Origin of the sequence: Gemmatimonas sp., assembly GCF_036405635.1 — a bacterium.
Taxonomy (GTDB): domain Bacteria; phylum Gemmatimonadota; class Gemmatimonadetes; order Gemmatimonadales; family Gemmatimonadaceae; genus Gemmatimonas.
The window spans coordinates 18,027-32,407 of sequence record NZ_DASWXE010000223.1; the positions used below are offsets into that span (position 1 = coordinate 18,027).

General features: G+C 64.8%; 13 protein-coding genes. 11 read left to right on the forward strand and 2 right to left on the reverse strand.

Going from position 1 to position 14,381, the window contains the following annotated elements; translation table 11 throughout:
- Window positions 1–45: 45 nt before the first annotated feature.
- Both fliD and VGE27_RS17635 read right to left on the reverse strand, forming a co-directional pair.
- Window positions 46–2,100 carry a flagellar filament capping protein FliD gene (gene fliD / locus VGE27_RS17630; protein ID WP_331050995.1) on the reverse strand — a complete coding sequence of 685 codons (2,055 nt, stop codon included), beginning with the start codon at window positions 2,098–2,100 and terminating at the stop codon, window positions 46–48.
- Between the two features lie 87 nt (window positions 2,101–2,187).
- Window positions 2,188–2,943, reverse strand: a complete 756-nt coding sequence (locus VGE27_RS17635; RefSeq protein WP_331050996.1) for a flagellin — start codon at window positions 2,941–2,943, stop codon at window positions 2,188–2,190.
- A gap of 239 nt (window positions 2,944–3,182) precedes the next feature.
- Between VGE27_RS17635 and VGE27_RS17640 the strand changes: the two genes are divergently transcribed.
- From VGE27_RS17640 to VGE27_RS17690, 11 genes are all read left to right on the forward strand, one after another.
- A complete protein-coding gene (locus VGE27_RS17640; RefSeq protein ID WP_331050997.1) occupies window positions 3,183–4,673 on the forward strand; it encodes a tetratricopeptide repeat protein in 1,491 nt (496 codons plus the stop codon).
- Window positions 4,674–4,850: 177 nt separating this feature from the next.
- On the forward strand, window positions 4,851–5,801 hold the full coding sequence (locus tag VGE27_RS17645; protein WP_331050998.1) for a hypothetical protein: 951 nt from the start codon (window positions 4,851–4,853) through the stop codon (window positions 5,799–5,801).
- A gap of 1 nt (window position 5,802) precedes the next feature.
- Window positions 5,803–6,465 carry a GNAT family N-acetyltransferase gene (locus tag VGE27_RS17650; RefSeq protein WP_331050999.1) on the forward strand — a complete coding sequence of 221 codons (663 nt, stop codon included), beginning with the start codon at window positions 5,803–5,805 and terminating at the stop codon, window positions 6,463–6,465.
- A 30-nt stretch (window positions 6,466–6,495) separates the two neighbouring features.
- On the forward strand, window positions 6,496–6,762 hold the full coding sequence (locus VGE27_RS17655) for an acyl carrier protein (protein ID WP_331051000.1): 267 nt from the start codon (window positions 6,496–6,498) through the stop codon (window positions 6,760–6,762).
- Entirely contained in the window at window positions 6,762–7,499 is a 738-nt protein-coding gene (locus VGE27_RS17660) for an SDR family NAD(P)-dependent oxidoreductase (protein ID WP_331051001.1), read from the forward strand. The genes VGE27_RS17655 and VGE27_RS17660 overlap by 1 nt, the downstream gene beginning before the upstream one ends.
- Complete coding sequence (locus VGE27_RS17665) at window positions 7,496–8,965, forward strand: AMP-binding protein (RefSeq protein ID WP_331051002.1); 1,470 nt, start codon at window positions 7,496–7,498, stop codon at window positions 8,963–8,965. Before VGE27_RS17660 ends, VGE27_RS17665 begins: the two co-directional genes overlap by 4 nt.
- Window positions 8,962–10,077, forward strand: a complete 1,116-nt coding sequence (locus VGE27_RS17670) for an acyl-protein synthetase (protein ID WP_331051003.1) — start codon at window positions 8,962–8,964, stop codon at window positions 10,075–10,077. The genes VGE27_RS17665 and VGE27_RS17670 overlap by 4 nt, the downstream gene beginning before the upstream one ends.
- Entirely contained in the window at window positions 10,077–11,285 is a 1,209-nt protein-coding gene (locus VGE27_RS17675; protein ID WP_331051007.1) for an acyl-CoA reductase, read from the forward strand. The genes VGE27_RS17670 and VGE27_RS17675 overlap by 1 nt, the downstream gene beginning before the upstream one ends.
- Before the next feature lie 16 nt (window positions 11,286–11,301).
- A complete protein-coding gene (locus tag VGE27_RS17680) occupies window positions 11,302–12,420 on the forward strand; it encodes a GDSL-type esterase/lipase family protein (protein ID WP_331051004.1) in 1,119 nt (372 codons plus the stop codon).
- 178 nt (window positions 12,421–12,598) lie between these two features.
- A complete protein-coding gene (locus VGE27_RS17685; RefSeq protein WP_331051005.1) occupies window positions 12,599–13,663 on the forward strand; it encodes a Gfo/Idh/MocA family oxidoreductase in 1,065 nt (354 codons plus the stop codon).
- The coding region (locus VGE27_RS17690) for a DegT/DnrJ/EryC1/StrS family aminotransferase (RefSeq protein ID WP_331051006.1) at window positions 13,663–14,381 on the forward strand (719 nt) is incomplete at its 3' end. The genes VGE27_RS17685 and VGE27_RS17690, both read left to right, overlap by 1 nt.

Consider the following 14,381-nt stretch of genomic DNA (forward strand, 5'->3'; position numbering starts at 1 on the left):
TTCTGATCGTGTTTGGGCATTCCGCCCGACACGTACTAGTATCGGTCAGTTTCTGCTGCCCTGAAGTCCCTGCACCGAAGCCAGCAGCGAGCCGCTCTGCTGCTGGAGACGGGAGAGGGCTTCTTCCATGCGTGTGTACTGCATGATCAACTGCATGCGTCGATCTTCGAGGCGCTTTTTCTGTTCCGTTTCGCGATTCTGCAGCGTTTGCACGTTCTCGAAGATACTGTTGAGCGACGTGCTGATCGGCCCTTCGCCAAAGCGCGTCGCATTGTCGGTGGCCATCACAAAGGCACCGCCGATGCCCGACATGCCGAACAACGTTTCGATCTCTGCCGGCTTGTCGGCGAAGGCCTTCTTGAACTCGGTCTCGCTCAACGCCAGCTTGCCGTTCCGGTCGAGCATGAGACCCACGTTCACACTGCGACCATAGGTCGCGTTGGTACCCGACACGTCGGCCCGCAGGGCCTCGGTGAATGTGTTGACCACGCGGCGCAGGTTGCCGTCGCCATACAGCGGGGCATCGCTGGCCCGCTGCTCGTCATAGAAGGTACGGATCTCGTTGAACGCATCCACCAGCTTCTTGGTCGCATCCAGGGCGCCCTTCTCGTCGCGGTCCACTGCAAGATCGATCGTCGTGCCCGGCTCCCCCGACTGCAGCGTGATCGACACGCCATTCACCACATCGGCGAACGTGTTGCTTGATCGGGTGAACTCCTGTCCGTCGACACGCACGATCGCATCGCGACCCTGCTGCAGCTCACGGCTGCGGCCGGTCACGGCCGTGCTGGTGGCGCCGAGCGAACCCGTACCGCCATTGGCGTGCGTGACACTGAGCGAGAAGGACATGCGCGAGGCACCGCCGGTGTCATCGGTCAGGCGAATGCGACCATCCGGACCAAGCTCAGCCGACGCCGTGCGCACGCCTGAACCGAAGCCCGACGTCGAATCGTTGAGGCGATCGAGCAGCGTCTGCATCGTGTCGCCGGGCTGCACGACGAGCCCATAGGTCACCGTCGTCCCGTCACCGCGCGTACCGCGGATATTGATGGCATCACCCGCCACGAGACTGGCCGATGCCCCGTCCACACGAAGAGCGGTCAGCGAGGTCGCTGCGGTGACCGGGGCATTGCTGCCGTCCGTAAAGGCCACACTCTGCACCGTCTGGCGCACAGCCCCCGTGGAGCCGGTGCTCATGCCCAGCGCGTCGATGACGGCCTGGGAATCCGGGTCGCCGTCGACGGCCGCGACGTTGCCATCGGTCACGAGACGAAAGCGTGTCTCATCACCGTACTGTTCGGACTCCACCGACGCCGAGCCACCGGCGGCATTGATCTTCGAGGCAATCGTGGCGATCGATTCCGTCGCCAGATCCGCGGTGATCACCACATGACCGATCCGGATGGACGCCGGCTGCGGAAACACCGAAAGCCCCATCGCCGACGCGGCGGCCACTGTGGCGGATGAGATGGGCTTGGAGCGGGAATCGAGGAAGCCGAGCTCACGCCCGAGACCTTCCGCGCCATCACCGATATTGATGTTCGTCGCGCCCGACGCGTTGTTCGTGAGCACCAGACGACCGGCGGTACCGCCTTCCGACACGATCGTGGCCGTCACGCCCGTGTTGGCCCCGTTGACCTTGTCACGGATTGCAATCAGCGAATCCGCCGCGTCCACGGAAATCGTGGCCCCGTTGACGGTGAACGAACCCGAGAGATTGCGTGCTGCGGACGTGTCCGCGACCGAACCACCGGCCAGCTTTGCAGTATCTGCCGTCTGCAACACTTCCACGCGATAGCGACCCGCGGTCGCCGCCGACGTGGCGGATGCCGTGAACAGGCTCCGCCCGCTCGAGGGGCTCGTGGGCGCCGTGGCCAGAAAGCCACCGAAACCGGCACGACGCACCGCGAGAGCGGCACTATTCATGTTGTTCACCAACCCCTGCAACTTCGTCCACGCTTCCTTCTGTTTGTTGCGAAGCGTGATGCGGTCGGTGATGGGTGTGACCTGCCGGGCTTCCAGGGCCTTGATCGTCGTGTCGACGATGTCGTTCCACTGCACGCCGCTGCTCAAGCCACCGAAGTTCAACGGGGTAGTCATGGGCCTCGCACCTCAGGCTAAGACCATACCCCGGATTCGGCAGTTACGCCGAACCCGGGGTGTGTCACTCAGAAGGAACGTCAGGTATCAGCGGAGAATGTTGAGCACGCTCTGCGTACCCTGGTTCGCCTGCGAGAGCATCGCCTGCGCAGCCTGCGTGAGAATGTTGTTCTTCGTGAAGTTCGCCATTTCTTCCGCCATGTCGACATCGCGGATGGTCGATTCGGCCGCCTTCACGTTGACGATGGCCGACTTCAGGTTCTGCACCGTGTAGTCGAGACGGTTCTGACCCGCACCAATGTTGGCCAGTACGTCGTTGATCGACTGCAGGTTGGTGTCCGCGCCAGTCGACGTCGTTGGGGCCGAGCCGGGAGCCGTGTAGGCGGCATTCACCGAGAAGGTGCCCGAGTCTTCGTCCACGGCGAAGCTGTGCGAAGCAAAAACCGCCGTGCCCTGGAACTTCGCGGCGCTGACGATACGACCGATTTCATCATTCAGCGTCGAGACTTCCGTGGTCAGCGTCGACGACACCGAGGAGTTCTGCCCCGAAGCCGCCTGCACCAGCAGTTCCTTCTGACGCTCGATGATACGCTCGACCGTCGATGCTGCGCCTTCCGCGATCTGGAGAAGCGCGTTGCCCTGCTCGGCGTTGTTCGACGCAGCCTGGAGGCCGCGATGCTGCGCACGAAGCTTGTTCGCAATGGCAAGACCCGCCGCGTCGTCAGCCGCGCGGCTGATACGCAGACCCGAGCTCAGCTTACGCATGCTGGACTCGGTGGCCATGTTGTTGACGAACGCGTTGCGCGAAGCGGTGAGTGCGCCGACGTTGGTGTTGATACGCATGAGACTATCCTCCTTGATAATGAAGCTGAGGCATCCGTGCCTCGTCCGGATCCGACTATCGAATCGCGGTCAGTTCTAATTGTCGTCACAGCCGGAATGAACTTGAGCGACGTGACAAACTCGTAAGGCCCAATGGCCCAAAGTGTCACGCTGCTGACACGCTCCTGCAGGCGTCTCCGATGTGGCGTTTCGCGGGAGGCCGTCGTCCTCACATCGATGGCTCCCACGCTCTGTAGCGCATGACCGAGACTTCCCATCGCGGCGACGATCTCGCCGGGACGGCGCAACGCGCGCCGGCGATTCCGCCGTTTGTGGCCGCCTCATTGCCTGATGCCGCCACACGCGCCGCACAGTTGCAGGCGGGCGAGAAAGCATTGACGGAAGGACGGTACCGCGAGGCGGCTGAACTGCTCGAGGCAGGATCGGCGGCGATGTCCGGGTATGTGCCCACCGCCCGCATGGTGGCAACGGCCTGGCAGCTGGCCGGTCAGCGGGCCCGCGCCCGTGCGGTGCTGGTGCCGACTGTCGCGGCATCACTCGCCTCGCTGTCACCCAACGATGCACATGCCCTCGGCGCCCAATTGCTCGACGTGGGCGCGCCCGACGAGGCCCTACTCTGTTTTGCCCACGTGGCCCGCACGCTCCCAAACCACCCCGCCGTGCTGGGTGCGATGGCGGGGGCGCGCCGAGCGATGGGCGATCTGGACGACGCCTGGCGACTGGCGCAGCGTGCGACCGCTGGCGACAAGCAGAATCCGGCGCTCTGGGTGACCGCGGCTCAGGTACGCCACGCCCAGGGTCAACTGGACGACGCTGCCAAGTTGCTCAAGAAGGCCGAAGCGCTACGGCCCTCCCATGCACCGACCCGCCTGCAGCGGTCACTGACCCGCCTGCTCGGCGGCGCCACCTCGCACGGCTGGGCGGATTTTGAGCATCGCGGATTGCCGACTTTGCCCACTGGCACCAAGCCCTGGCAAGGCGAAGCACTGACAGGCTCTTCTATAGTAGTGGTGTTCGAACAGGGCATTGGCGACCTGTTCCATTTCGTGCGCTATGTGCCGCAGCTGCAGGAGCGCGGCGCGACCCGCGTCATCGTGGAGGCGCCAACGGCGGCCGTTTCTCTGCTGCGCGCATCGGGCTTTGACGCGGTTCCGGTAGGAGAGGCCCCGGCCACCGACTTTGCCGTACCGCTGCTCTCCCTGCCGCTGATGCTGGGCAGCGATCGCGAGACATTCGGAAACCGGGTGCCGTATTTGCGCAGTGTGGAACCGTCGGTGCCGGGATCACCGGGCAGCCGGCGACGACTTGGACTGGTGCTCCGGGGCAATCCGAACTTTCTGGCCACCAACCTGCGCGATGTCGGGAACGAATGGGTGCCCGCGCTGGCGGAGGTACCCAACGCAGACTGGGTGTGGTTGCAGCTTGGAGAGGCCAGTCCATCAAGCGCATTTGAAACACCATCACTGAGCCATAACTGGCTTGAAACTGCCTCGTTGATATCGTGTCTTGATGGCGTCGTTACGGTAGATACCGGCCTCGCACATTTGTCAGGCGCGATGGGACTACCCACCTGGGTGCTGCTCCCGTATTCGCCTGACTGGCGATGGGGACTGCGGTCCGACCGGACGCCGTGGTATCCGTCGGCCTGTCTCATCCGGCAGCCCTCTCCACGCGACTGGGGTGGTGCCATCGACCGCCTTGCTGCCGCACTCGGGTCTCGGCCGGCCTGAGCCGTCACACGGCCGGCAATTCCTGCCGCGATTGTACCTGAGTTGCCGGATGGACGCATGTGCAACACGAATGGAGAAGCCGTAAGTATTTGTCATTAAATGCGTTACATGTGGCACATTTCGTGCTTTTGAGCAGCTGCCGGCTTTCTGGCCATCAATTTCTCATCACGCGCCATCATGTCACTGTTCGCAACCGACACGTCGCTGCTCGCTCCAGTGATGGAGAACTGGACCGACCAGACGTCGGCAGAATCGCCTGCCGACGCGATTGCCAGCCTGCTTCCGCAGTTGGTGGCGGATGCGCTGCAGCGCGGTCACGTGCGTAGCGCCGCGATGACCTTCGAACAGGCCGCTGCCTTGTTGCCGTTCGATCACCCAGCGATGCAACACGCCCGGGAGCTGCTCGACCGCTGTTCCGCGGCCGATGCCGCCATGCAGCAGCGACAGCTGGCTGGCGAGATGGTGGTGATTCCCAGCCTGACTGAGCGCGCCCCCGGCGTAGCGCGATTCCACTTCGGCGCCACCGAAGCTGAACTGGCTCATCCCACCGTGATGGCGTTCTTGCGGGCCGAGCAGGACACCGGCGCCCACGCTGAACTTCGCAACTTCCTGGAGCAGGCTCTGCTCCACGGCGATCACTACATCGATCTCGATCCCGGCGTGGGCGTGGGCGTGCTGTCCGCACGCACCATGTCATCGGGACGCATGGTGGCGGTGACAGCCGATGCCACGCTTCAGCAGGTCATCGCGCGCAACGCGCAGTATCTGTCGGCCGAGATCGCCGAGTTGGCTGGTGCGACTCCCGTGCAGGTGGTCAGCGACATCGCCGATGCCACGGCCATGATCACGCCCCAACGCACGGTGCTGCATCTGGGCACGCTCCCGGTGTCCTCCATCGCAGAGCATGCCGCCGGCTGGCGCGATCATGCGATCGCCTACGCCTGGGACGCCAGCGATGCTTCATCGGCCTTCTATGTCCAGCAGGAGCTCGAACAACTCGGCGCCTCCTCGTTCGTGATGGCGGAAGACGAAGAAGGGATGTCCCTCAGCCCGTTCCGCATCGGATGCGGTGCAACCACGGCTTTTGCCCTCAGCGAGCGTTTCATCGAGACGCTGGGCGGAGACTGACATGAACCTGAATCCCATGCGCAGCGTCGCCGACCAGGTGCTCGCCCTGCGCAACATGCCCGTTGAAGGATCGATCGTGGACCTCGTGCCCTACTCGCACGACCACCACGATGCAATCATCGCGCTGCGCAATACCGAGCGGGCCAGCTACTTCCTGCTCCAGCGGGAACCCCTCACCGTGGAAAAGCAGACGCGGTGGTTCGACGGCGTGCTCGCGCGTCGCGACGACGTGCAGTGGACCATCATGCGCAAGGATGGTGTGATCGTGGGGGCAACAGCGCTGTATGGTATTGCCGAAGACCGCTCACGCGCCGAGAAGGGCCGTCTGGTGATCGACGAGTCCCGATCGCGTGAGGCACCGTACACGCTGGAAGCCGAGTTGCTGCTGCTCGATATCGCCTTCGGCATGTTTGGCATTCAGCGCGTGGAGACTTCCGTACGCCACGACAACGGCGTGATGCAGAGCATCAATACCCGCCTCGGGTTCGTGCACACGCATTCGCATGACAACAGCGGCGTCGAGTACTACCTCTCGAGCCTGAGCGCCGATCAGTACCAGCCGGCCGCTCTGCGTGCCGTGGTGGACGCATGGGCGCGTCGCGCCCAGCGGCCCACGCGCAACGCCAATAGCCCCGCCGACTCCGCGATCACACTGGCGCGCTGACGCCACCGTCTCCCCTCCCTTGCCTGACTCATGTCCTCCGTGACTTCTCCTGACCAGACCGACGCGATCGCCCGCCTGCGCGAAGCGTTCACCACTGCCCTCGAACTGGCGCCCGACGCCGACCATGAAGCGCTCGCCTACCGCGAGACGCCGGCCTGGGATTCCGTGGCGCACATGCAGCTCATCGTCGCCATCGAAGGCACTTTCGACGTAATGCTTGAAACCGAGGAAGTGCTCGCCCTCAGCAGCTTTCCCGAGGCGCGCAACATTCTCCGTAAGCACGGCATCGCCTTCTGATGTCAGATCGGGTGGTGTGCGTGACGGGAGCCACACGCGGCATCGGCGCCGCCAGCGCGGAGCATTTTGTCCGCGATGGCGCGACGGTGTTCGTGGCTGGTCGTGACGCGGGCGCCTGTGAAGCGACCGCATCGCGCCTGTCAGCCATCGGACCGGGAACTGCGATCGCCCTCACGCTCGATGCAGCGGATTCCGCTTCGATCGCCGAGGCCTTTCGCACCATCTTCGCGCGCACCAAGCGTCTCGATGTGTTGGTGAACAATGCGGGAGTGATGCCGAGCGGCCTCCTGGGCGCGCTCGATCGTGCCGCCATCGACTCGGCGTTTGCCGTGAACACCACGGGTGCCATCCTGTGCCTGCAGAGTGCGATGCGCCTCATGCAGCGGGCGCGACACGGCGCGATCATCAACGTGTCGTCGGTGCTCGCCTCACACGGTGTGGCGGGGCGCACGGCGTACGCAGCCTCCAAGGCAGCGCTCGAAGCGGCCACGCGCACGGCCGCTGCGGAATGCGCGCCGTGGGGTATTCGCGTGAACGCGGTGGCGCCGGGCTGGATAGACACCGACCTCGTGGCCGCATACACGGCCGAGGAACAGGACGCCATTCGTGCCCGCGTACCCATGGCGCGTGTCGGGCGCCCTGAGGAAGTCGCGCGCGCTATCGGCTTCCTCGCGGGCGACGCAGCATCCTACATCACTGGCGTGGTCCTTCCAGTGGACGGCGGGTACGTCCCGTGACCTGGATCGGCGCGGCACCTGACGACGTGATCGCGCTCATCGACGCCGAAACCGGCGTGTCGTTGCGTTACGGCGAGCTGCGCGCGCGTGTGGAGGCCGCTCGTCACGGTTGGCTCACCGAAACGCAGCTGGCGCACGACAACGGCCAACTGATCGTGCCCGCGCTGGTGTTCCTGCTGGTGCGCAACGATATCGCGTCCATCGTGGCGCTGCTGTCGCTCCGCGCGGCGGGGTTTGCGGTGGTGCTCGTGGATGCGTCGCTCGATGCGATGGTGCGCGACTCGCTGCATGACACTTACCGGCCGATGTTCACGGTATCGTCGGACGCCACGGTGTTGGCGGATGCGGTGCCAGTGGCGGGCGCCGAAGCGCTGGTGCGCACGCCGTTGGCCGATCAGCACGCGCTGCCCACCATACATCCGGAATTGGCGCTGGGCCTGGCCACGTCGGGCTCCACTGGCAGCCCCAAGCTGGTGCGCCTCACCGAACAGGCGGTATTGGCCAACGCCCGCAGTATCGCGAAGGCGCTGGATATCGGCCCCACCGATCGGGCCATCACGTGTCTGCCGCTGCACTACGCCTATGGCCTGTCATTGCTGACCAGTCATCTCACGGCGGGCGCATCGCTGGTGGTGACGGATCGCAGCTTCATGGACGGCGCCTTCTGGAAGGCCGTCAAGCAGCATGACGTGACCGCGCTGGCCGGTGTGCCATACATGTACGAAATGCTCGAACGCCTGGGTGTGGCGCGTGCCGTGCCGCCGTGCATCCGCGTGATGACTCAGGCCGGTGGGCGCCTGCGCGACGAGTCGGTGCAACGGCTGCACACGTTCATGCAGGGTCGCGGTGGACGCTTTCACGTGATGTACGGCCAGACGGAAGCCACCGCCCGCATCGCCATCATGCCCCACGAATGGCTGCCGGCGCGTCTTGGCAGCGCCGGATGCACCATTCCTGGTGGCACCATCGAAATCCGTCATCTCGACGGCTCCGCCGCCGACGATGCTCCCGTGCCTTTCGGCACCGAAGGCGAGGTCTGGTACCATGGCCCCAATGTCATGCTCGGCTACGCCACCACGCGCGACGAACTGGCGCGTGGTGATGACCAGCACGGCATGCTGCGCACGGGCGACATTGGTCGACTGGATGCTGACGGGTGCCTCACGATCACCGGCCGCGTGAAGCGCATCGGCAAGCTGTTTGGCGTGCGTGTCGACCTCGATGCCATCGAACGGCAGCTGTCGACCGAAACGCCAACAGCGGTGATCGAGGGTGACAACCAGCTCGTCGTGTTCACGGTACTGCCGTCCGGTGCACACGACGAGGAAACCGTGACCGCACTCGTGCACCGGCTCTCGACGCAACTGCGGGTGCAACAGCGTGCGATTGTCGTGAAGGCGATCGACGCGCTGCCGCGCACATCGTCCGGCAAGGTGGATTACCCCGCACTCCGGCGGACGCTGTGATCGCTTCCTCGCATCATGCAGCCGCATTGGCTGACTTGTTGACCGTGCCGCAGTACACGCATGCGCAGACCATCAAGGCCGAACGGTTGCGTGACGGCCTCGCAGCGCTCACGGCACATCATTGTGAGGCGTCCGAAGCATACGCGCGCATTGTCGATGCACTCTTTCCGCACGCGCGAAACGGCATCGGCTCACTGGCCGATGTGCCGTGGGTGCCGGTGGGGTTGTTCAAGAGCCACCAGCTGCAAAGCATCGATGACGCCGACATCGCCACCGTGCTTGTTTCGAGCGGCACCACGGGCCAGCGCCCGAGCCGCATCGTGCTCGATCGTGATGCCGCAGCGCAGCAACGCACCGCTCTGGCGAGTATCATGGGCACGCTGCTGGGGCCCAAGCGCCTGCCGATGCTGGTCATCGACACGCCGTCGATCATCAAGGGGCGTGGGGCGCTGAGCGCCCGCGGCGCCGGCGTGCTGGGCATGATGACGTTTGGCGCGGCACACGCCTTTGCGCTCGATGATGCACTGGTGCCGCAGCAGGAGGTCATCGCGCGATTCCTCGAGCGTCATGGCGATGCGCCGTTCCTCATGTTCGGCTTCACGTTTCTGGCATGGCAAGCGCTTGTCGAGCAACTGCCGGCCGGCAGTGCCGACCTGTCGCAGGGCATCCTGGTTCACTCAGGCGGCTGGAAGAAGCTCATCGAGCGATCGGTCTCCGACGCGGTGTTCAAGACGCGCTTGCACGAACAGACCGGGCTCGCCCGTGTGCACAACTTCTATGGCATGGTGGAGCAGATCGGTGGCGTGTTCCTCGAGGGCGAGGACGGGTTGCTCTATCCGCCGGATTTTGCCGATGTGATCATCCGCGATCCGCGCACATTGGAAGTGGTACCGCATGGCACCGAGGGTGTCATTCAGGTGGTGAGTCTGTTGCCGCGCAGCTATCCGGGACATTCCATCCTGACTGAAGACCGTGGTGTCATCGTCCACGAGGACGCACCCGGTGCTTCACGTCGCGGCAAGGGATTCCGGGTGCTGGGGCGTGTGCCGCGCGCCGAGTTGCGTGGGTGCAGTGACGTGATCGCCACGACAGCCTCACAGACAGGCGCGTGATGACGGTGGACATGGAGCAGATCGCCCGGCAGTTCGCAGCCGCACCGTCCCTCGTGCCCTTCGACGCGCGCACGCTGGCCTTCACACACGCTTTGTCGCGGGCGCTTTCCAGCGATCTGGCCCTGCGGCGTGAAGGGGCGGTTCAGGCACTCGCGTTCTGGTTGCGGCCGGCCGAAACGCGCCGCCTGGAGACGCACCTGCGCACGGTGGAGGGCAGTGAGTCCATTCTGGTGCCGCGCGGCACGGTCTTCCACGTGCCACCGTCCAACGTGGACACGCTGTTCGTCTATTCGTGGATCCTCTCGTTGCTGATGGGCAATCGCAACGTGGTGCGCCTGTCGCAGCGCCTGAGTGGCATTGGCGCGCGGGTGGCCAGTGTGGTGGAGGATGTGCTGCAGGAAGACGCGCACGCCGATGTCGCTGCCGGTGCGGTGTTCGTGCGATACGGGCATGACGATGCGCTCACCACCGCGCTGTCGGGACTGTGCGATGTGCGGGTGCTGTGGGGCGGCGATGCGGCGGTGTCGTCGCTGCGCGCCTTGCCGTTGCCGGCGCATGCCACGGAGCTCGTCTTCCCCGATCGCTATAGTGCGTCGGTATTGAATGCGCAGGCCGTGGAGGCACTCGATGATGCAGGGCGTGATGCACTCGCTGATCGATTTGCCAACGATGCCTTCTGGTTCGACCAGAACGCCTGCGCCTCGCCGCGCCTCGTGGCGTGGATCGGCAGTGCCGAGGCGGCCGACCGCGTGCGTGATGATTTCTGGCAGCGGGTCGTCGCCGCCGCAGCTCGGCGTGGTGTATTCAGTGAAGCCGGCACCGTGCTCGCCAAGATGACTGAAGCCGCGCGCGCGGCCATCGACGAAGGTGCGACGCAGATCCTGACCGTGTCTCCCGAAGTCACGGTGGTGCGGCTGAGCGCACTCGATGCCCTGCGACGCGTTGCACCCGGTGGCGGTCTTTTCCACGATGTGGTGCTGCCCTCGCTGGAGGCATTGGGCCCCCATCTCGCACGCCGCGACCAGACGCTCACAGTGTTTGGCCTGACACGTGAAGACATCATGCAGGCCGCACGGGTTTTCAATGGCCGCGGCATCGACCGGTTCGTGCCGGTCGGTCAGGCGCTGGCGTTTCATCATGTGTGGGACGGCTACGACCTCTTCCAGCAGTTCACCCGGCGCGTGCACATCGCACCGCAGGGCTGGTAGGCCAACGGCCCGCTCCATGAGCAGCGCTGCAGACGCTCTGTTCCTGCGCATGGCCCTTGGCCGCCTCCGCGCCCATTGGTGGGAAGCCGAATTGCGTGAGCCGGCGCTCACGGAGATTGCGCGACTGTGCCCAGGCGATGCGGCCCTTGAGCTGGACGACGCCGACCGTCGTCTGCTGACCATCGCGCGCCATGGCGCCGATGTGCTGCGCGGCTATTCGGTGCCACTCGTGTCGGCGCCGTACATCATGACGATGACAGCACGTGATGTCGTGCTGCCCGGTCTGCGCACCGATGCCGAAGGGTTTCGTGTCACCATGCAGGACGGCGCACCACTTCGCCGCGATGCGTGGGAGGCGACGACCCGTCCGCAGATGCTGGTCGTTGGCAACAGCTCCAGCTGGGGCGTCGGCGTGCAGGACGACGCGTCGCATGTGGCCAGCATGCTCAACGCCCGCGGCGATGTGAGTGCCTTCAACGCTTCGGTGAAGGGCACCAACCTCGTGCAGCAGCGCCTTATGGTGGACCGACTGCTACCGACCGGTGGCACCGCGGTGATCGTGGGCGGAGTGCTGGACCTCATCTTCGCGCTGTCGTGGCCGCGCGACGACGCCCACGGTGCGCTGGCATTCTGGAACGCCGGCGACGCGGACCTCACGCGTGATGGTGAGTGGGCGCTTGAACCGGGCGCCTATGGTCAGGACGAGGCCTGCCGCATGCTCACCCGCGAGTTGCAGGCACTGGGCGCTATCGCCTGCGCCCGTGATGCCCAAGTGCTGTTTGTCATGCAGCCCCACCTCGACTTCGTTGGACGAGCGCCCTTGCCGGACGAGGCCCGCCTCGCCGAGGCCTTCGTGCAGGAGCTCGGGGCCTTTCGACCGGTGCATGCTTCGGGAGTGCTGCAGCGGCATGCCGCGGCGTACTCGGCGTGGATGGCCGACGCCTGCGCCAATGCCGGGGTGCAGTTCGTGGATACCAACACCGCCCCCGAATTCCTGGAGCCCGGCCCGTGGTTCCTCGACCACATCCACCTGACGGATGCCGGCCACGCGCAGCTGGCGCAGACCGTCCGGCGCTCCCTAGGGCTGACCCACCCGGCTGGACTGACCGCTCAACCGCAGAGACCGGCGGCGTAACACCGGCACGAATTGCCGACCAAGGGAAAACGGAGCAAGAAACGCCTTCGGTGAGTCATTGTAAGCGATTGAAAATCAACGCTTTACGATTGGCTCACTTTTTGCTTCTCAGTCCCGTGATATCGAAGGCCATGCCTTCCTCGGCAGCATCACCTTGTATCACGACCCGGTCTTTCCCATGACCAGCAATCACCAGGCAGACATCGGCGTTGGCATCATCGGCTGCGGCTACTGGGGTCCCAACCTCATCCGCAACTTCAACCGTCACCCGCGTTGCCGCGTGGAGCGCGTGGCCGACATGCGACGCGAGCGCGCGGAAGCGGTGGCCCGTGAATTCCACGTCCCCGCGGCCAACGATGACCCGGGTTCGGTGATCGATGATCCGCGGGTGCGCCTGGTGGTGATCGCCACGCCGGCCGCTTCGCACTACCAGCTCGCCAAGCGCGCACTGCTGGCCGGCAAGCATGTGCTGGTGATGAAGCCGTTCACGACCAGCGCCGAGCATGCCGAAGAGCTGATTGCGCTGGCCGAACGCCAGGGCCTCGTGTGCGCGGTGGACCATACGTTCGTGTACACGGGCGCCGTGCAGAAGATGTACGACACCCTGCACGATGGTTCGATGGGAGACCTGTTCTACATCGACAGTGTGCGCATCAACCTCGGGCTGTTCCAGAGTGATGTGAACGTGATCTGGGATCTCGCGCCACACGATCTCAGCATCATCGACTATCTGCTCGACGGTCAGGACCCGGTCTCGGTGCACTGCCTTGGCGCCACACATGCGGGCGGATCGCAGGAGAACATCGCATACCTCACCGTGACGTATCCGGGCAATGTGCTGGCGCACGTGCATGTGAACTGGCTGGCACCGGCCAAGGTGCGCCGCACCATCGTTGGTGGTTCGCAGCGCATGATGGTGTATGACGATGTGGAGCCGTCGGAAAAGGTGCGCATCTATGACCGTGGCGTGTCGATCGCCAAGGAAGCCTCGCCGGGCGAGATCTATCAGCAGTTCGTGAGCTACCGGCAGGGTGACATGCACGTGCCGCAGCTCAGTGGCCGTGAAGCACTGGCGGTGGAAGTCGAACACCTCGTGGATTGCATCCACAACGGCAAGACGCCGCGCAGCGACGGTCGCGCCGGTCTCCGTGTCGTGCGCATCCTCGAGGCCGCGCAGCACCAGCTCAATACACTCCGTGAACTCCAGCACGCAGGTCTGACGACGCTGCGAGGGGCCGCCTGATGTCCGCTACGCTTGTTGCCACGCCTGACACGTTGGTTGCCGACGCCGCACCGATTCCATTTCTCGACCTCGTCGAGCCGCATCGGGCCCGCGAAGAAGAGTTTGTCGCGGCATTCCGTCGCGCCCTGCGTTCGGCGTCCTTCGTAGGTGGACCGGAAGTGGAAGGCTTCGAGCGCGAATTCGCCGCGTATGTGGGCACGCAGCACGCGATCGGTGTGGCCAACGGTACGGATTCGCTGCGTTTCATCTTCATGTCGCTGGGCATCAAGCCAGGCGATGAAGTCATCACAGCGTCGCACACCTTTATTGCCACGTCCGAGGCCATCTCGCAGGCGGGTGGTCGTCCGGTGTTCGTGGACATCGATCCGATCACGATGACGCTCGACCCGGCTGCGGTGGCTGCCGCGATCACGCCGCGCACGATGGGTATCGTGCCGGTGCATCTCTATGGCCAGACGGCGGACATGGATCCGCTGTTGGCGCTGGCGACCCAGCACAACCTCTGGATCGTGGAAGACGCGGCCCAAGCGCATGGCGCGCGCTATCGTGGCCGGGCTGCCGGCACGATGGGCGTGGCCGGTTCGTTCTCGTTCTATCCGGGCAAGAATCTCGGGTCGGTTGGTGAGGGTGGTGCCGTCACCACGAATGACCCGCGCGTGCTCGAAGGCGTGCGTCGGTTGCGCGAGCATGGGCAGCGTGAGAAGTACGTGCACGTGAG

Excerpts from the sequence above, each read along its gene's own strand:
- VGE27_RS17645 (WP_331050998.1), top strand. The coding sequence starts at position 4,851 with ATGTCACTGTTCGCAACCGACACGTCGCTGCTCGCTCCAGTGATGGAG.
- VGE27_RS17685 (WP_331051005.1), top strand. The coding sequence starts at position 12,599 with ATGACCAGCAATCACCAGGCAGACATCGGCGTTGGCATCATCGGCTGC.
- VGE27_RS17655 (WP_331051000.1), top strand. The coding sequence starts at position 6,496 with ATGTCCTCCGTGACTTCTCCTGACCAGACCGACGCGATCGCCCGCCTG.
- VGE27_RS17650 (WP_331050999.1), top strand. The coding sequence starts at position 5,803 with ATGAACCTGAATCCCATGCGCAGCGTCGCCGACCAGGTGCTCGCCCTG.
- VGE27_RS17635 (WP_331050996.1), bottom strand. The coding sequence starts at position 2,943 with ATGCGTATCAACACCAACGTCGGCGCACTCACCGCTTCGCGCAACGCG.
- fliD (WP_331050995.1), bottom strand. The coding sequence starts at position 2,100 with ATGACTACCCCGTTGAACTTCGGTGGCTTGAGCAGCGGCGTGCAGTGG.
- VGE27_RS17660 (WP_331051001.1), top strand. The coding sequence starts at position 6,762 with ATGTCAGATCGGGTGGTGTGCGTGACGGGAGCCACACGCGGCATCGGC.
- VGE27_RS17680 (WP_331051004.1), top strand. The coding sequence starts at position 11,302 with ATGAGCAGCGCTGCAGACGCTCTGTTCCTGCGCATGGCCCTTGGCCGC.
- VGE27_RS17640 (WP_331050997.1), top strand. The coding sequence starts at position 3,183 with ATGACCGAGACTTCCCATCGCGGCGACGATCTCGCCGGGACGGCGCAA.
- VGE27_RS17675 (WP_331051007.1), top strand. The coding sequence starts at position 10,077 with ATGACGGTGGACATGGAGCAGATCGCCCGGCAGTTCGCAGCCGCACCG.